Consider the following 17974-nt stretch of genomic DNA (forward strand, 5'->3'; position numbering starts at 1 on the left):
CTGCATTCATTTACCTAAACCACTTACAAACCATCCCGTACCAAAATCGTAAATCATAAATCTAAAATCGTAAATCAAACACCTGCATTCATTCACCTAAACCACTTACAAACCATTCCGTATCCAAATCGTAAATCATAAATCTAAAATCGTAAATCAAAACGCCTGCATTCATTTACCTAAACCACTTACAAACCATCCCGTACCAAAATCGTAAATCATAAATCTAAAATCGTAAATCAAAACACCTCATTCTCCCATATAATAATCCTGCCATAATTCCGTAATCCGGAAACGTATCACCGCCTCTTTCCCGTAATTACACCGGCTACGCATCTGCAACCGCCAGGCCTTTCCTTCCTGATGCCAGCGAAACTTCAAACGGTTGAAATGCATACCGAACCAGGATTGACGATAATAGACCTTTCTATGTTCCCCATAGCATTGTATGGCCGTTGCTTCTGTTAAAGCATATTTACCTTTGCCTTTACGTCCGCATCCGGCTACAATGCGATAAGCCCGGCAACCCGACGGATTAGCTTCATCCTCGTCCGTAACATCATACCATTTCCCATCTGCAAGCACCTCCCCGCAACGATAATTTCCCAAAAAACCGGCAGCCGATACAGTACCGGACACTTCGACATCACCGTTCAATGAGATCTTCCGGTCCGGGAAAAGAGTCAATAACGGAATATCATCCCCTCCTATACTCAATTCCAGAGCTTCCCGTTTACGATCGACCCGGATTTCCCACAAAGGTTTATCGTCCAGAATACCGGAATAAAATTCCAATACCGGACTGTTTTCCTCCAAAGGAGAAAGCTGCAATCCGTTACCTTCCGTACGATTCATGCCATCATCCACAATGTTCAGCATAGAATCCACCAAATCCCCGAACTGACTGCCGGTAGGCATTTTCCCATTACTGAAATAACCTTTCAATGTTTCCCTGTTCGCTTTAGCCATAATCCAGTTTTAATACGTTATGCTTTCCTCCGTTACATCCACCTTATCTTATAATAAATGTTTCTTCTACACCTATTTCTCCGATACCGGCCTCCGGACGCCATATATCCTCTTTATCCGTACGGATCAAATGTACCGGTGCAGGCACAGGAATTCCCCAGGCACAAGAAGCCCCGATCTTTTGATCGCCGTCCGACTGATCACCGACTTCACCCAAACGGTATAACTTTCTACCTTCCCGGCACACCTGCAACACCGATAAACCGTGTAAAACCGATACTCCTTCATCTTCCATAATCCGGTTTTTCAGTTCCTGCAAACCGAAACGATAACCGAATACCGGTATACCGTCACTGTTTTTCCAAGGTACAATCAAATCATCGATACGCCTTCGTAACCGAAGTATCGTCTCTGCCGCACTCCATCCCGGTCCGATCCCGATATTACATCTCACCTTCATCTCTTCGTACAGGGGATTTATAGCGTCAACCTGCACAAAAGCTCCGGCCAAAGGCTGTAAAAAACGTTCGATCTCCAATAATAAATCATGAGTACAAAGCGGAAAACCCACACCGTTTTGTAACCGGGGAACAACTGCCAAAGTGACAATCCCCTGCCTGTTCATATATTTACTATCCAATCCCGGCAAACATTTCACTTTAGCAACTTGAGGAAACTGTTCCATAATGCGGTCCTCAAAATCCCGGGGAGTTACAACCCGGTTGCGGTGGCGAATCCGATGGATCATCCTGATTTTTAAAGTCTCTTCATCTTCTTCTTTTCGGCCTCCCTTACCGGATACTATTTGGCGGATATCAGCCACTCCCGGTATGTTTCTAACGGCAGCTGTAATTGTTCCTTCCGGTAATTCTCCATCCCATTCCCAGTCTGAATCGACAGTATCCGTATCTAAAACAGCCTCTACGACATTTGTATAAAACCCTTTTACCGCAACCTGCTTAATGACATCACAACCGAACTGTGCCCCCAGCCAAAATATGCCGTTTTCGTCCAGCCAATCTTCTGCCACCGGGACGGGTAACAACAATTCGACAATTCCGCTGCTGATAAATCCACCCGTTGTATCCCGGACAAGCGCGTCCGGAGTTAACCTGATCCAGTTTTCTTTTTGCCGGATATACCAAACCGGGGAAAGATTCTGCCTTTCGTCGTCCCGAAGATCGATTTCCTGTCTCACAGCGGCTATATCCACAAAAAAACGAATCCGGTCTATTCCGACAGCTTTCGTAAATCCAAACAACAGATTCCCCGCTTCCCCCAAACGTTTCGCCAAATAAAAAGGGGCATCCGAGCCGATACTCTCCAAAGTCGAAAATCCCATCGAATCCATATAAAACAAACGGATATTTCCCCTGTTCTGACCGGCCGTAAAATAAAGCTCTTCTTCCGACTCATAGCTTACTTCCACCGATTCTATCAACGGAGATACCGGTAGCACAGGTGCAGGCAAAGGACGTTTACGATGAGCATTTGCAATCATCACCTCTGCAAATAAAGTATGATACAATGCATGCCCGAAACCCATTTCCGGCTCATCCAGCACCATCCGAAAGAAACCGGACGACGACATTCCATAAGCATAACGATCTTCATTCCCTCCTGCAACAGGTATATTACCGTCCGGAGACCAACTTACCCGGCTTTCCTCCGGTAAAGCACCTTTTGCTGTCGAATATCCGTCTCCCGGAGAACCGAACAGCCCCTGTATCCCAACCTGATCCGATTTCCATTTCTTTCCGTCCAGCCACTCCGTCCTCACCCGGAAAGAATAATTGTCGATCTGCTGCCCATATTCCCGGTAGTGTCCGTAAAAACCTTCCGGTCCGGAAGGCAATTGCAACCATTTACAATACAAATTCACTTTCTGTAAAGGTTTCACAGCCATCTCATAACTACCGAAAACAACCTGAGCTCCCCGCGCAGGCTGTACACCGAAAGGATAAAAAGGAGTAGAGGTATCCAACTCCCCGATATTATTGTATAATTTCAACGTTGAAAGTCCTGCTACTTCTACATTCAATTTTACCCGGTTGCATTTTACAGCAGACATCCAACTATAGGGAAAAAGCCACGCCTCCGGATTCATCCGGATACGTAACACAGGCCATTGCGTCTGTACACCATGCAACGAAATATCTCCACTGGCTGTTGCAGGAAACTCCTTATCCAAACAAAACAACAGACTAATACACTGCTCATCCCGGAATGTCGCCACATATTCTTCAATACGCTCCCAACCGCTTCCCGTCGTAATATCGAGACAGAAAGCATCTTTCAATAATTTGACAACCGATTCCCCGGACTTTTCCTCCGCACCTTCCGTTACCTGATTCAATATCTTCTGAAAATATCCGCTCCCCTCTTCTGTGAGGTAAAACGACACCGTCAATCTCCGCCTTCCTTCACGTAACAACAGCATGGAAGAACAAATCATCAACCCCATTTCCAAACGGGAATCGGATGCCTCCCCGAATAGTTTCTGATGATCGCCGATATCTTCCAGATCTATTGTATTCTGCGATATGGCGGTCACAAATCCCAGGCGGGCAGCCGGATAGCGTTCTCCGTCCTTTTCTTGGAAAAAAGAACGCAACTGCGCTAATTTCATATCTTCTACGACAACTTCTTCCACACTTCGGTAACACACCGCTCCTCCCCCCTTATTTTTACCGGCAACAAAAGCAGTTGCTTCGGGTATGACAACACAACCGGAACCCGGAACGCGCACAACGGACAACCAAACCCGATCGGGTACAATTCCCCGGCACCCGGCATGTAAAATCTCCCGGAAATAAAAATCCGGCCAGGTTTGCCAACGGGCATTAAAACGGTTTGCAATCTCTTCGTAATTCCGCAGGAAAGAATCCAGCAAAGCCGCAGCAGGATCATTCTCTCCGCATGTCCGGATTTCTTCCCGGTAACGTTCGTAATTCACCTGAAGTTTCCTCACCGTTCCTAAAAGAGCATAGAATGATTTTTTCAATTCATCTTTTTCCTCCGGTAAACGGAATTTTGTCCGGGAAGACAAATCTTTTGCCAACTGCAAAAGAGGATAATACACCAACCGCAATTCCCAATCATCCAAACGCCCCATTAATTCTTTCGCCAGCTTGAGCATCATCTCCGGTTGCCTTCTCCCCGACTTCAGAAAACGATTTTCAAGTTCATGAATATCTGTCCTTTCAATCTCCGATAAGATTGCCAAAGGCTGATAACGAAACAATTCCCGCCAATATCCTTCCGGCTGATTTTTCAAATTGTAATAGCGGATACTCCCGGCCATATCCATCACCCGCCCCATCAGCACCCGATAATCGTCTTCAATCATAGCAACCCGGCAAGGAATATCTTTCCTCCCTTCAAACTGCCGCCGATCCGTTCCATCCGTATACCAAAGTGTATTCATAATCCAAATTCTTAAACTTACCAACCATCAAACCCGCATACCACTTATCCTTCCATCAATAAATCGTAAATCAAAAACTTCTCTTGCTTCTTTTCAAACCCACCAATAAATCCCCTCCCTCAATCGTAAATCAAAAATCACAAATCGTAAATCCTACAACGCCGTTCCCTCCCGCAAATAGAAAGGAAATACCATATTCGAACGCGAATTAGTACGTCTCACCGTATAATCCAGACAAATAATCAAAACTCCGTCGTATATCGATTCCAGATCGAAAGTCACCTCGTTCAGAGTTACCCGCGGCTCATACATCAATACGGTATCGGCAATCAACTCTTTCAACAAAGTCTGATTTGTAACAGTCATCTCTTCGTGTACGAAACGGTATATCCCACAACCGAAATCAAACCGGTGTACCCGCTCTCCCGGACGCGTTGCCAACAGAATATGCAGGCTTTGTCCGATATCCTCTTCCTCCGTCACCATTGTGCTCGGTAAAGCTTCCCTCCTGAACTCCGGCGGAAAACTCCATCCCTTTCCCAAAAACGACTTATTCATCATAATCTATCCGTAAAACAATATTTCAACTTAAAATCAGAATAGCTCTGTGCTTCTAAAACTCTTTGCCTGTATTTCAATTTAAAATTTTAAATCCTAAACCACCAATCTTACCCCAATCCCTACCATACTACCCGCACCAATCAAAAATCGTAAATCAAAAATCAAAAATCGTAAATCGTAAATCGTAAATTATAAATCCCCTTCATCCTCCAATCTGCACCGTCGGACACCCCACTGTAATCACCCCGCCATGAGCCGTCTGATCACCCATCCGGGCCGCCGGTTTTCCGCAAATCATCACCGTTGCCGATCCTTTAACGATTACATCCGGCGGCCCTACACACACGCAATTATCTCCCATCACCGCCGCCGGTATTTTTCCGATCAGAACGGTAGGTGCTCCCGGTCCGATCACAGGCCCTCCCACATGCGGTATAGGAGAAGGAAAAGCCGGTGTCTGCATCGGACAAGTATGCATATCTGTCAATCTCGCTGCCGGTGGCATAATCTTATAATTGGGCAGCTAGCCCGTTCGGACTTTCTCCAAAAGGTCCGATATGTGTTACAATCACACTACCATTGCGCTTTACAACATATCCCAACCATTGAGAAGGATTCCTTGGACTCGGATTAGGGTTGCTTGCTCCATCCAATAAAATATTACGGAAAATACCATTATTTTTTGTTGGATTCGCATTAATAAAAGCCAAGACAGCAGCCTGATTTCCCTGATTATTTGCAAAATTCAATCCATGGCCAGCCAATGCTGCAAATGTATCCGAATCACGGACGTGTTCTGTACTTGCATGGTAATTCAAAGAAGCTGCAGGAATACCCGCAGGCGCTGCTACAGCTGGATTGGCCCTAAACTGTGTTAACATTTGAAACTGCCTCAACATACTTGCACGATTATCTACGATTTTTTTCAATTGTCGGACAGGATAAACATTTCTTGTCTGCAACGTCCTCTTGAGATTTTGGTTATACACAAATTTTCTTTCCATCATACTATATATACTTAGTTTATCATCACCATACCCCCTTTTACGGTCGTCTGTCCGGAAGCCGACAGTTCAGCCGTAGCATTTCCTTTCGCCGTAAATCCGGTCTTTGCGGTGGCTTTCACATTCATTCCATCCAACTCGACATCAGCTTTAGCTGCCATACTGATTTTCCCCGTAGCTTCTCCGGAAATATCCTGTTTTGCTTTCAACACAATCTTACCCGCCGAATTCAGTGTAATACCGTCTTTATCCATGATAATCTCATTTTTATTCTGATCAGCCAGCTTGATTTGCGTCCCGTCGTCATCAATGACAATACTGTTCTTACCCGGTGTTTCCAACGTGATGATCTTCTTTTCCTCATCGAACTCCAGCTTCATTTTTTCTTTGGTCACTACGGCTTTCTTATAATTCTCCGCTTTCAATTCATAAGGAGGCAATTGCTTGCTACTGTACATACTACCTAAAACTACCGGATGAACCGGATCGTTATTGAAAAAACCGACAACGACCTCATCGCCCACCTCGGGTACAAAAAAACTACCGATACCGTTCCCCGCATACAGATGAGCCAACCGGGCCCATACGTCATTTTTATTTCCGTTCAGCAAAGGCAACTCCACCAAAATCCGCTGTTCTTTGGCCGGATCCTCATCCAGTTTTTTCACTTTACCGATATGTAACCCTTCTATTCCCGGCAGCCACCCCGAAGCAGGAGGAGCCACCACATCCATCTCTTCCGTAATTCCTTCGGGAGCTAAGCCCATTTCCGCCTTCGTCGTCCACACGTGATTGCGAACGACATGCTCTACCGAACCGATATAAGCATTCCCGTTAAACCGCTCCCCCAATCCGGCCAACTCGATAATACACCCCGGCACAGCCGCCGCATTACCATGAAACGTTATCTGCCCCCGAAACCGGGCCAACCCGGTCTTCTGTGCCAAACCGTCCACCCAGGCCTGCAAAGCCCCACTTTCCGTCGGAGCATCCGTTTGCAGTAACAATTTATCTTCTCCCGCCAATTCCGTATAATCGATATTCCCTTGCTTATTCAAAACAGGAGCAGAAGAAGTAACCGTTACAACTTTTTGCTGAGTAGGATCCCAGCTTACAGCCTCCACTGCCGGTACCTGTTCCGTTGCCGATACTCCTCCGTTAAAACCGATCAAGTCCACACCGTAAGTCACCGTCAAAACAGCTTTAGCACCCGGATCGGGTTTCCCAACCGACACCTTACCGTCTCTCATCACTACCAACATACCATTAGCATCCGCACGGGACAAAGCGAAATCCCAATCCGAGGAATAATACTGTACTAAAGCAGCATGCTTGAAATCCGTTGCTTTCACATCTACCGATCCATAAGCTCCCAGCACCTCCGAGATAATTTCACTGTCTTTCATTTTTTCAAAAACCTTATTTTTGCGTACCAATGTAGCCGTAAACAAATCGTCCCGACATTCGACAACCATCCGGGAACGCCGGTTGGGAGCAATATCCAGATTCAAACTCACCACCTTTCCGGTAAAAACCGTTTTCTCCTCTTCCTTTCTGCCTAAATCCAATCTTACGGTAGCCCCCGGCTTAAATACCGCAACATCAGCTTCTTTGAAAGTCCGGGCCGCCATATCCCCGGCCTCGAACCACAATGTCGCCTTTCCGATCCGGTTCACCCCCAAACGTACCTCCGCCTCCGTCAACCGGAACTTCTCACCGACCTTCTTTCCTTCGCTATACACCGTATAACAAAGTACTTCATCCTTATATTTTGCAGGAGAATCAGCCATCTTTCCTCAAATGTGGAAACAACAATAGTGTCCCGGGTTTTATCCGCCTGAAACCACAGAGTCCGTTTATCTTGGCTACCTCATCTACCAAAGTCGAATCCCCGTATATTTTCTGACACAACATAGCAATCGAATCCCCGTCTTTCAAAGTCACCAAATGCGACATATCGGGAGACTGGTTATTAGCCAGTTTTACAGCTTTCTCCGCACTGACAAACTGAATAAAAGTCAAATTTACCTTGGCCCGTAACGGAACTCCTTCCGGCGTAAACAATCCGAACGTTGTCTGCATCTCCTTCAACCGGCCTTTGAAAAGAAATGTCCCCCAAGCTACCTGCACATACGAAGGTTCATGCTTATCCCCATTATACTGGTAAACGATACTATCGAGTTGTTTTAGCTTACTCTCGATCGTATCGCTGTCTTTCGTTCCCTCTATCGCACCCGTACAATCAAAACTAAAATCGAGTATAAGCTCTTCATTCTGCTGTCCTGTAAATGCAGGCGACTGTACATTCTGCCCTCCTTCCTGTCCGGTTTCGTATTTTATTCCTTTTTTCCCTTTGTATTCCTTAGGCACAATCTGCACCACCATATTCCCGATCTCATTCTTAAAATTCTTATCGGAATACCCCGTCAATTTCATCTTTTCCATAATACATCAGTCTAAAAACGTTCATATAAATTTTAGATTTACGATTCTGGATTTTAGATTGAACCCACAATCCCCCCCTACAAAAAAGAGAAAACAGTAAATCAAAATCCACAATATAAAAGGTTGATACAGATTTTAAATTGTTTGGCAACCTGATTCATTGTCAGATTCATTTATCTAAAATCGTAAATCAAAAATCGTAAATTTATAACGGCTTCAATTCTCCGAACAGACTGACAGCCTTTTCTCTACCCAAAACTTATTTTACCTTTCTTTTTTTCCTGCTTCCACTAACCGGGCACTCCGAATCTCTCTCAAAATATCATCCTTCAATCGGGCAATCAATTCTTCGGATACCACTTCCGTTTGCCGTTCCTTGCGTTCGTTTTCCACCGTCGCTTTCACGACAATCTCTTTAATTACAATCGTCATACACGGATTATTCCAGGTTTAACACAAGGAACTTAGAAGCGAAGAAACAATAAGGACCATCTGAATTTCAGACCTACAATTCAGGACTTAAAGCGGACATTGACTTTAATTATTACGTTCTTGCTTCTCCCCTTCTTTAGCTCCCCGATATATCGCTTTTTCTATTTTTTCCTCTCGAGTAAATTATAACACAATTCCAACGTCTCAATAACCAGTTTATTTTCCTGGGAACTGAACGCACTCACCTCCCATTTCACCGGATACGCATGCGAACACCACCAACAACGTAAAGCCTTACCCTCTGCATCCAGCAACATAACTACGATATTTCTCGGCTTTATTCTCCGGGCAAAGCCACCCTCTATGGTTTCTTTTATCCATTTTTCCAATCCATTATCCAATCCCTCCAAAGCCCTCTTCAACACCAGATTACCATGTTTTACCCGCTTGGGAACCTGATGGAAATAATCGTTTTCTCCACCTTCCTGTATCTCCGTCAACTCCATTTCTTCTTTCAATCCCGAAACTTCCATAAAACCGGCATCTTCAATTTTGGGTGCCCCCTGAAACACCACTTTAAAATAAAAGGAGACAGGAGGCGCCCATGTAGTAACAGCCTTTTTTGCCATTATGCGTTGGTTATTGTCAAGCCCTCATGAGCCATATCCAAAGACTCTACCGCAGCCTCATTTCCATCAGACTTCAGGCTAACACCTGTAATCTTCGTCGGCCAGGCATTTTCCAGCTTCCACACCATTGTCGGATTGCCGTCCTGATCCAGTAAGCTGATTGTAACAGGCTTCCGTTCAATAGTATTCAACTTGATCATATTAAACCAATCGAAGAACTTATTGTCCTTGGCAAATACGCCTTTCTTCAGACTGACATTGCTCGATTTCTTGATTCCCGGCATTTTAATCGTTGAAAAAGCCGGGCTGTTACCGTGACGATACTCGATAATCTGCGCCTCGATATCCAAACCGGATACCTCTTTGCATGCGATTTCCCCTATGCCGTCGATTTCTACCTTAAAATAAAAACTAGGTAACGGCCATACACTGTCTTGTGCTTCTCCTGCCATAATTCTATAAATTAAAAATGAATAATTCTTTTTTCTGTTTAAAAGACCTGTATCCCAGCGAGTGACAACAGTTCCGGTTTACTTCTGCTCATTGAATACGACAATACAGCATCGTAAATCCAAATCTATTATCAGCTCTTCTGCATCTGCTGCTGGAAAGTGATCTCGATGAATTCAGCCGGACGAGTGATGGCTACCAACACGGTAATCCGCATAATTCCCTCGAGAATATCCTCCGGTGTCATCGTATCTCCCAAACCGACATGCACACTATAAGCATCTTCCGGAACCGATCCGGCCAACCCGCCCCGTTTCCATATACCTCTCAGAAAATTCTCAATCATACTCTTAATATTCAGCCATGTATTCGCTTCATTTGGCTCGAAAACATAGGCCCGGGCAGCATTTTTAACCGACTCTTCCAAAAAAATCATTGTACGTCTTACATTGATATAACGCCAGTCGAGCGAGTTACCGTCCAATGTACGGGCTCCCCATACCTTGATACCTTCACCTGTAAACGTCCGGATTGCATTCACGGCCTTGCCGGACAAAGGCACGTTCAGATCCTCCTGTTCATCGTGTGAAATATTTACGGCCGGTGCTACAATATTACTCACCGAAACATTAGCCGGCGCTTTCCATACTCCACGGGTATTGTCTACCATCGTATAAACACCCGCCATAGCTGCCCCCGGAGGCAACAGGTTTACCTTCTGCCGTATCTCTTTCAATACGGAACGGTATACCAGACTATTTTGCAATAACACAGTATGCAATAAATCCTTATCAACCTGCTCCAATTCCGCATCTTCCAATTTCGGCAACTGTTCGGCAATCTGTGCCTGCCGTTTTTCATCCTTCCATTCGGCCACTTCAGCCTCGATCAACTCTTTCAGTTTTGCAACATCCACATTTGCATAAGTAATGCTCTTTTCCGATACCACTGACGTATTGATCCACGGATAATACGTAGCTCCGAAAGCCAGATGATTGCTGCCAATGGCTTCCCGGAATTCATTTACCGGATCACCTTCCGGATCCTGACGGCTCCGGTAGCCGTTGTAAATATCCAACAAAGCAAAACGATTTTTCATTTTGAGACCGCAATGGGCCAATACGGCCTGCTGCAAAGCCACGCAAGCTGATTTTTCCAGATAAATCGCCTCAGGTACCAACACCATTGTCGGCTCTTGCTCCTTAATCAAAGTCTCAACACCTGCGGTGAACTTTTCGGCATCGAAATCCATCGTATAATCTCCGACAGAAACGATATAGCACGGTCCGCCACCGTTGGCATAAAACAGCAGCATATTGTAATACAACGTATAGGCCGTATTCGATTGTTGCATTTTATACCCTTTGCCGTTCAACAGTAATTCCGGTTCAGTACCTTCCGCTTCCTGAATTTCAAATACAGGAGTCGGCTCGCCGCCGAAATAAGAGCGAAATTCAGCCATAGACGTAACACGCCACGGCTTATTGATTAAAGATTTGTTCCCATTCATAGCTTTTTCGGTATGACCGATAAAAGCCGGAACAGCTGTCGCCACCTCGACGACCGAATTCGGAAAAGCGTTTTTTTCTACAATATAAACGCCTGGTGTTTTCATTGCTGCCATACACTTTTAATTTAAATTACTACTCGCATTTATTTAATTTACAAACATGTAAATAATTATATTCCATCCTATCCGATAATAACTATACCACTACTATCTGTCTCACACATCCCTCTCCACACTCCGGAAACCGGCCGGGAACCGGCCACGGTAATTGCTTGCATATCACCTTATTCCCAAACGACTTCCGCTCGCTCAACCGGATCGTATAATCGTATTTTTCCCGTAACATCACCGGAACCGTCGCTACCATCCGAAATCCCTGACGTCCGTTCATTCGGATCATCCCTTCATTTCCGAACTCCATTTTTCCTGTCGTTTCTTTCAATTCCCACTGACAACCGGGCCGCCACTCCTTCATCAATATTACATATTCCCATTTCAGACATTTCGCCTTACACCTCAATTCAGTCTTTTCTTTTCCCCCGGGAGACCATCTTACTTCTTCCGGCAAATTCCCATCCGTATAACAGGCAAAAAAAGAATCCGTTATTTCTGTTTCCAGTATCACCTCATCCTCCGGGTCCCACACCGTATCTTTTTTCCCCACCAATCCCCACACATTCGTTTCCAGTTTTTTAAACTTCACATCTCTTCGTTTCAGTAACCCCATACTCTGCCTGTCAGGAATCAACTCCACACACCTGCATACCCCACCCTCGAAATAATCGTGCCACACCTCCCAACGTACCAACACCTCAAACCGCTCCATTGTTAAATCTATCCTGTCCATAATTTCTCCCGAATAAAAAGCATAATTCTCACGGCCCCCTCTCCCAATTCACCAACCTATCAATTCTTACCTAATCTAAAAATACTCCCGCTTCTCTTACCAACCCCACTCTTCAATTTAAAATCTAAAATACCCACCATCCTTCATTCAATCAAAAATCATAAATCGTAAATCAACATCCTCTCACTTTCCTCTCACACTTCCCACCATCCGGCTGATATCGTCCCCTTCAAACCTCAACATCCGCACCTTACACACCACCGAAGGATAATACCGTCCCCCTAAAATACTCCATACGTTCGTCAGTTCCTGTATACTCAAGGTCACCGGTTCTATCATAAACTTTTTTCCGATCCCCGGGGAAAAAACCGGATGTTGCTGTAAATAACTGATCGATTCCGACAACATCTTTATCCCGTCTGTATACCGTTTCTCTTCAAAAACCGATGCCACCACAAAATACATATTCAAATACCAGGGAGGCATCTTCTGCAAAAAACCTTTTCCCTCGGTCTGAAACCCTGCAGAAATACCCATCGCCCCTTCCCGCTCCACATTCAACAACGCAACCACCATCTGGTTCGGCACCTCTCCTTCCTCTCCCCCAAGCCCTCCGACCTTTGCCAGTCCTGCCGGTTCCTCATAAAGATTCCCCAGATAACCGTCCAAACCTTCCGCTATATACACCAAAACCTTATCTATCATTTCCGCATTCTTTAAAGCCATATGCAAAACTGCACCTTCACATCTCTCCCGCTTAAATCCCCCATCCACGTATCAAAAATAATTTCCATTATTCCCTGAATGAAATAATATTTCCCAATCTCCCTTTCCCGCTTCCCAATGACCTTTATTCCCCTCTAAACAACATCATAGCACCCGGGGACGGGGCTAAAGTGCTACTATCACTACGTTAAAAATAAGCTTCCGATCCGTTACCACGAAATATTATCTCCCAATGGTCATTTTTACTTTCCCAATATCTTCGAAAAGGTTTTAAACATTTATTCACCCTCCCTACTCCCTCAAATATCTCCACATCACCTATTATACAACCCATGTTATTTATTTACAAACCAACGTCTCACATTCAAAAAATAGCACCCGGGTAGCACTCGGGGACGGGGCTAAAGTGCTACATCAACGGACGGCCGTTTTTATCCAGCAAACAAGAAAAGGCATTTTCACGCTGTTCATGCACGAAAAAAACAGGGCCATTTTACATTGATAAGGTTTTTATAAAAATAGCTATTGATTTTCAATACATTACAATGACAGTGATAAGGTTTTTGTGTGTTCTGATCTGAATATTATTCACATTTACCCATTAAATTTAATAGCGAAAAATAATAATCAAAAAACAACATTTCTGTTTCTTCACTTAAATCCTTATTGCCATGAAAGCTACATCTTGTTTACTCTTTCTAATGCACGCACTGATTGCACCCGGACAAGCCAAACCAGACTCCCTGATCCCTCTTCCGCCACTGCACACTATCACACCTTCTTCCGACCGGAACTACACCATACACTACCGCCCACACCTGCCGGTAAAATCCATTTCACGCAGACTCGGATTATCGGAAGCAGAAGCAACTATCAATTATTTCGACGGACTCGGAAGATGCATTCAAACCGTAGAAACAGGTGCCACACCCGCAAGGCTAGACCTGATAAAACCCGTAATACCCGACTTTTGCAACCGACAGGGTGTGAAAGACTATATCCCCTATCAGGGCACCACGGACAAAGGCCTATACACAAAAAACGCACAGGAAGCCCAAAACAACTATTATGCCGGAATATTCGGACAGACCCAGGGAGATGCCTGTGCATATACAGAAAAACGATACGAACAATCAGGGGCCGCACGCCTGATAGAAAGCAGCCGCCCCGGAAACGCATTCCGCCTCTTCGCCGGACATACCCTACGCTACAGTTACGCCCTGAACACGGCAAACGAGGTACGGATTTATACATACGACAACGGCTCCCTCAACGGCACAGGCTATTATCCATCCGGATATTTATACAAACAGGAAACTACGGACGAAGACAACCGCCGAAAGGTAACCTTTACCGACCACAGGGGAAATACCGTACTTGAAAGGCTCTGCATCTCTTCCGGAAATACTCTGGACACCTATTATATCTACGACACTTTCGGCCGGCCCGTATGCATCATACCCCCGGCCCTGGGAGGGAAAGCCGTCCTTACCGCCTCAGAGATAGCCGCCTATTGCTACCGCTATGCCTACGACAAACGCGGAAACGTTACGGAACGTAGCCTGCCCGGACTCGCTCCCGAAAAAATTACATACAATGACGCCGGTCTGCCGGTGGCACGCGACCAGGACAACAGGCATTTCACTACAACCTACGACTCACACAACCGGCTGCTGAACGAATACTACTGCTACGCAAACGGAAACAGCATAACGGTATTGCAGCGGGCATACGACACCTACCCCTCCGTTACGGGACTCGCATTCACTGCCATTACCGGATACGACCCTTCATACGATACCCGTACCAACGGTCTGCTGACATACGAAAAAGAGCGCATACTGGACGGAAGCACTGAGAAGCAAGCGGGCATATCACCACGCTACATAGAAAGGTGCTTCTATTACGACAAAAAAGGACGCATCATTCAACAGACAGAGAAAAACCACCTCGGAGGCACCAGCAGGTATTCCTACGCCTACGATTTCGTAGGCAATATTACCGCCGAATGCGAAGAACATGACGTAGCAGGCCTTAAAACTACTCTCGAAAAGAGAAATACATACGACCACGCCAGCAGGCTGCTGTCCGCAAAAATATTCCTCAACGGAGCCTACAGGGGAAAAGTCGGTTACGGATACGATGCACCCGGACAACTGACAAAACGGAGTTACGGTGAGGACATTCTTACCGAACAAATAAGCTACGACATACAGGGAAGAACAACAAGCCGGGAATCACCCCTGTTCCGGATCGGACTCAGGTATGAAAAACCACTGAAAGCAACTCCACGTTATGCCGGCGATATTGCGGAATGGACATGCAGCTACAGGACAGAGCCCGAGCAGACATATACGTTCAATTACGACGGCGCAGGACGATTTACAGGAGGAAACCATTACGAAAACGGCGTTCTGGTAAACAAATATGCCGAACAGGGAATCGCATACGATAAAAACGGAAACATACTGTCACTGAAACGATTCAATAACGGCGCCCTCGTCGACAACCTCACCTACACCTACAGCGGTAACCGACTCAGCAGTCTTACGGAAGCAGCCACCCCGGCAACGGGAGACATCTATCTGCGCCAAAATGCCGCCACCGCGACATACGATTACGATGTGTACGGAAACCTGATAAAAGACAGCCGCAAAAATTTGAATTTCGAATATAATATCCTAAATTTGATACATTCTGTTAAACAAGGTACAGGCTTGCAGGCAGAATACGAATACGCTTATACAGGCAGCAAACTCAGGGTGACCGCAAGCGACGGGAAAGGATATGCATACCTGGGAAGCCTGGTGTATATGTGTACGGGGAGTTCTTACATTTTTGAATGCGGAATATTCGGAGAGGGAACGGTAGACGGCAGCGGCATCTGCTATCACCTGAAGGACCATCTGGGAAGTATACGCGCCGTCATCGACGGAAACGGGAAACTGCTGGAAGCAAACGACTACTATGCCTTCGGGCAGCGACAGCCGCGAAGCGAACTGCCCCAGCTGGCCGCCAACCGTTTCAAATACAACGGAAAGGAGCTGCAAACCGTAGGCAACCTCGGTTTCCTGGACTACGGGGCCCGTATGTACGACGCTCTGCTGGGAAGGTGGTTCAATGCCGACCCGCTTTCCGAAAAATACTATAGCTTAAGTCCGTACGTGTATTGCGGAAACAGTCCGATAGGAAACATCGATTTAAGAGGAGATAGCATAACAACTGTAGTCACTGCTACTGAAAATGGAATTACAAGAAACATAACCTATTATTATGGGAAAGACGTGAATGGTAATTATGGATTTGTGAATAATCAAGGACAATTATATACCGGAGACGATCAATTTGTTACAAAATTAACAATTGCTTTGGAAAATTTGAGAAGCGGAACTAATGGACAAAAATTAGTAAATAATTTAATGAATTCAACAAATATTGTTGAAATAGGAAGAGCAAGAGGTTCATTGAAAAATTCTGCAGATCCGAACGGAAAATATATTATCTGGGATCCGAATTCCACGACAGGAGGTCCTGACCAAACCGGAAATAGAACCAGACCGCCATATATTGGATTAGGACATGAAGCAGCACATATTCAAGATGCCTGGAATGGAACCCTTGACAGATCATCTTGGATAACAGGTAGTACAAAAAATAGAACGATTCCCCATTGCGAAAAATATGCTACCCATATTGAGAATCAATTAAGGGCAGAACATGGCCTTCCTTTAAGAAGTCATTATAGTCCAGGAATTAATTCTACAAGCATTCTATATCCCGGAACAAGATTCAGCCGATTTTATACAAAGACTGTATCGATTACAGGAACTAGAATTTTTGCAATACCTCATAAATATTAATAATATGAAGACAAAGTTTATCATTCTGTTAGGATGTCTGTTGCTAATAACTATGTATGTATCCGGACAAAATTGGAATAAAATATCTAAAGATATAAAAAAGAAGCAACTTTCAATGATAGCTTCAGAGTGTAAAGATATTAATCGTTATTACGAATTGAGAAAAAGTTCTGAATTTTTAAAAAAAATGGTCATCATTCCTAGGAATGATACAATTTTTATTCTTCAAATACACAGAGAAATTGACGCTTCTTTATATTCTATGATCTGGAATAAATCAGATACTCTATCTGTTAACTTAGACGATTTTGGAATAACGACCGAAATTACACATGAACAAACTTTTACAAATTATATGATGAAATTAGTATCCGAATGGAATTTTGAAGAAATAAAAAAAGAAGAACTAAAAAATGGAACGCTTCCTTCCGATATAATTCTTGCTACTCGAATAATTTTTAGAAATAATCAATATAAAATCAATTGTCTTTATTTTAAAAATTTTTTTAATATTGAACGCGATCGCTGGAAATAATAAGTTTTAATTAGACTAAATAGAAGATCGCAAACGAAACAACCCGATAGGAAACATCGATTTAAGAGGAGATAGTATAACAACTGTAGTCACTGCTACTGAAAATGGAATTACAAGAAACATAACCTATTATTATGGTAAAGACGTGAATGGTAATTATGGATTTGTGAATAATCAAGGACAATTATATACCGGAGACGATCAATTTGTTACAAAATTAACAATTGCTTTGGAAAATTTGAGAAGCGGAACTAATGGACAAAAATTAGTAAATAATTTAATGAATTCAACAAATATTGTTGAAATAGGAAGAGCAAGAAGCAATCAAAAAAATTCTACAGATCCGAACGGAAAATATATTATCTGGGATCCGAACGGAAAATATATTATCTGGGATCCGAATTCCACGACAGGAGGTCCTGACCAGACAGGAAATACAACCAGACCTCCCTATATTGGTTTGGGGCATGAAGCAGCACATATTCAGGATGCCTGGAATGGAACTATCGACAGATCACCTTGGATAACTATCAATACAGAAAATGGTGTGATAAGAATTCCCCATTGCGAAAAATATGC

Annotated in this window: 16 protein-coding genes; 3 read left to right on the forward strand and 13 right to left on the reverse strand. The window is 44.3% G+C overall.

Annotated features, from left to right (window positions below):
• Positions 1 to 249 precede the first annotated feature (249 nt).
• From DD657_RS07855 to DD657_RS07915, 13 genes are all read right to left on the reverse strand, one after another.
• Positions 250 to 969 (reverse strand): hypothetical protein, encoded by a 720-nt coding sequence (locus tag DD657_RS07855; protein WP_287049465.1) that lies wholly within the window; start codon positions 967 to 969, stop codon positions 250 to 252.
• A 43-nt stretch (positions 970 to 1012) separates the two neighbouring features.
• On the reverse strand, positions 1013 to 4396 hold the full coding sequence (locus DD657_RS07860) for a baseplate J/gp47 family protein (protein WP_287049466.1): 3384 nt from the start codon (positions 4394 to 4396) through the stop codon (positions 1013 to 1015).
• 153 nt (positions 4397 to 4549) lie between these two features.
• Positions 4550 to 4957 carry a GPW/gp25 family protein gene (locus DD657_RS07865; RefSeq protein ID WP_287049468.1) on the reverse strand — a complete coding sequence of 136 codons (408 nt, stop codon included), beginning with the start codon at positions 4955 to 4957 and terminating at the stop codon, positions 4550 to 4552.
• A 202-nt stretch (positions 4958 to 5159) separates the two neighbouring features.
• A complete protein-coding gene (locus DD657_RS07870; protein ID WP_068689816.1) occupies positions 5160 to 5462 on the reverse strand; it encodes a PAAR domain-containing protein in 303 nt (100 codons plus the stop codon).
• A 4-nt stretch (positions 5463 to 5466) separates the two neighbouring features.
• Positions 5467 to 5964, reverse strand: a complete 498-nt coding sequence (locus DD657_RS07875; RefSeq protein WP_287049471.1) for a hypothetical protein — start codon at positions 5962 to 5964, stop codon at positions 5467 to 5469.
• A gap of 11 nt (positions 5965 to 5975) precedes the next feature.
• Entirely contained in the window at positions 5976 to 7751 is a 1776-nt protein-coding gene (gene vgrG / locus DD657_RS07880) for a type VI secretion system tip protein VgrG (RefSeq protein WP_118774043.1), read from the reverse strand.
• Entirely contained in the window at positions 7744 to 8406 is a 663-nt protein-coding gene (locus tag DD657_RS07885) for a CIS tube protein (RefSeq protein ID WP_021987706.1), read from the reverse strand. The genes vgrG and DD657_RS07885 overlap by 8 nt, the downstream gene beginning before the upstream one ends.
• 264 nt (positions 8407 to 8670) lie before the next feature.
• Positions 8671 to 8838, reverse strand: coding sequence for a DUF5908 family protein (locus DD657_RS07890; RefSeq protein WP_021987707.1), 168 nt, complete (start codon positions 8836 to 8838; stop codon positions 8671 to 8673).
• A gap of 161 nt (positions 8839 to 8999) precedes the next feature.
• Positions 9000 to 9467 (reverse strand): phage tail protein, encoded by a 468-nt coding sequence (locus tag DD657_RS07895; RefSeq protein ID WP_068689822.1) that lies wholly within the window; start codon positions 9465 to 9467, stop codon positions 9000 to 9002.
• Entirely contained in the window at positions 9467 to 9919 is a 453-nt protein-coding gene (locus DD657_RS07900; protein WP_021987709.1) for a phage tail protein, read from the reverse strand. The genes DD657_RS07895 and DD657_RS07900 overlap by 1 nt, the downstream gene beginning before the upstream one ends.
• Before the next feature lie 131 nt (positions 9920 to 10050).
• Complete coding sequence (locus tag DD657_RS07905) at positions 10051 to 11541, reverse strand: phage tail sheath family protein (RefSeq protein ID WP_021987710.1); 1491 nt, start codon at positions 11539 to 11541, stop codon at positions 10051 to 10053.
• Positions 11542 to 11623: 82 nt separating this feature from the next.
• Positions 11624 to 12274 (reverse strand): hypothetical protein, encoded by a 651-nt coding sequence (locus DD657_RS07910; RefSeq protein WP_021987711.1) that lies wholly within the window; start codon positions 12272 to 12274, stop codon positions 11624 to 11626.
• A 183-nt stretch (positions 12275 to 12457) separates the two neighbouring features.
• On the reverse strand, positions 12458 to 12979 hold the full coding sequence (locus tag DD657_RS07915; RefSeq protein ID WP_021987712.1) for a Pvc16 family protein: 522 nt from the start codon (positions 12977 to 12979) through the stop codon (positions 12458 to 12460).
• Between the two features lie 692 nt (positions 12980 to 13671).
• On the opposite strand from DD657_RS07915, the gene DD657_RS07920 reads away from it, so the two are divergent.
• The 3 genes from DD657_RS07920 to DD657_RS07930 all read left to right on the forward strand — a co-directional run.
• Positions 13672 to 16860, forward strand: coding sequence for a DUF6443 domain-containing protein (locus tag DD657_RS07920; RefSeq protein WP_287049475.1), 3189 nt, complete (start codon positions 13672 to 13674; stop codon positions 16858 to 16860).
• Positions 16861 to 16864: 4 nt separating this feature from the next.
• A complete protein-coding gene (locus DD657_RS07925) occupies positions 16865 to 17395 on the forward strand; it encodes a hypothetical protein (protein WP_287049477.1) in 531 nt (176 codons plus the stop codon).
• 166 nt (positions 17396 to 17561) lie between these two features.
• Positions 17562 to 17974 (forward strand): M91 family zinc metallopeptidase (locus tag DD657_RS07930; RefSeq protein WP_287049478.1); only part of this gene is annotated, 413 nt, incomplete at its 3' end.

The organism is Culturomica sp., assembly GCF_003524185.1.
Lineage (GTDB): Bacteria > Bacteroidota > Bacteroidia > Bacteroidales > Marinifilaceae > Culturomica > Culturomica massiliensis.

Bases quoted from the DNA above. Each gene is read 5' to 3' on its own strand.
- DD657_RS07920 (WP_287049475.1), top strand. From the start codon at position 13,672: ATGAAAGCTACATCTTGTTTACTCTTTCTAATGCACGCACTGATTGCA.
- DD657_RS07855 (WP_287049465.1), bottom strand. From the start codon at position 969: ATGGCTAAAGCGAACAGGGAAACATTGAAAGGTTATTTCAGTAATGGG.
- DD657_RS07910 (WP_021987711.1), bottom strand. From the start codon at position 12,274: ATGGACAGGATAGATTTAACAATGGAGCGGTTTGAGGTGTTGGTACGT.
- DD657_RS07885 (WP_021987706.1), bottom strand. From the start codon at position 8,406: ATGGAAAAGATGAAATTGACGGGGTATTCCGATAAGAATTTTAAGAAT.
- vgrG (WP_118774043.1), bottom strand. From the start codon at position 7,751: ATGGCTGATTCTCCTGCAAAATATAAGGATGAAGTACTTTGTTATACG.
- DD657_RS07915 (WP_021987712.1), bottom strand. From the start codon at position 12,979: ATGATAGATAAGGTTTTGGTGTATATAGCGGAAGGTTTGGACGGTTAT.
- DD657_RS07875 (WP_287049471.1), bottom strand. From the start codon at position 5,964: ATGATGGAAAGAAAATTTGTGTATAACCAAAATCTCAAGAGGACGTTG.
- DD657_RS07905 (WP_021987710.1), bottom strand. From the start codon at position 11,541: ATGGCAGCAATGAAAACACCAGGCGTTTATATTGTAGAAAAAAACGCT.
- DD657_RS07860 (WP_287049466.1), bottom strand. From the start codon at position 4,396: ATGAATACACTTTGGTATACGGATGGAACGGATCGGCGGCAGTTTGAA.
- DD657_RS07870 (WP_068689816.1), bottom strand. From the start codon at position 5,462: ATGCCACCGGCAGCGAGATTGACAGATATGCATACTTGTCCGATGCAG.
- DD657_RS07865 (WP_287049468.1), bottom strand. From the start codon at position 4,957: ATGATGAATAAGTCGTTTTTGGGAAAGGGATGGAGTTTTCCGCCGGAG.
- DD657_RS07895 (WP_068689822.1), bottom strand. From the start codon at position 9,467: ATGGCAAAAAAGGCTGTTACTACATGGGCGCCTCCTGTCTCCTTTTAT.
- DD657_RS07925 (WP_287049477.1), top strand. From the start codon at position 16,865: ATGAAGACAAAGTTTATCATTCTGTTAGGATGTCTGTTGCTAATAACT.
- DD657_RS07900 (WP_021987709.1), bottom strand. From the start codon at position 9,919: ATGGCAGGAGAAGCACAAGACAGTGTATGGCCGTTACCTAGTTTTTAT.
- DD657_RS07890 (WP_021987707.1), bottom strand. From the start codon at position 8,838: ATGACGATTGTAATTAAAGAGATTGTCGTGAAAGCGACGGTGGAAAAC.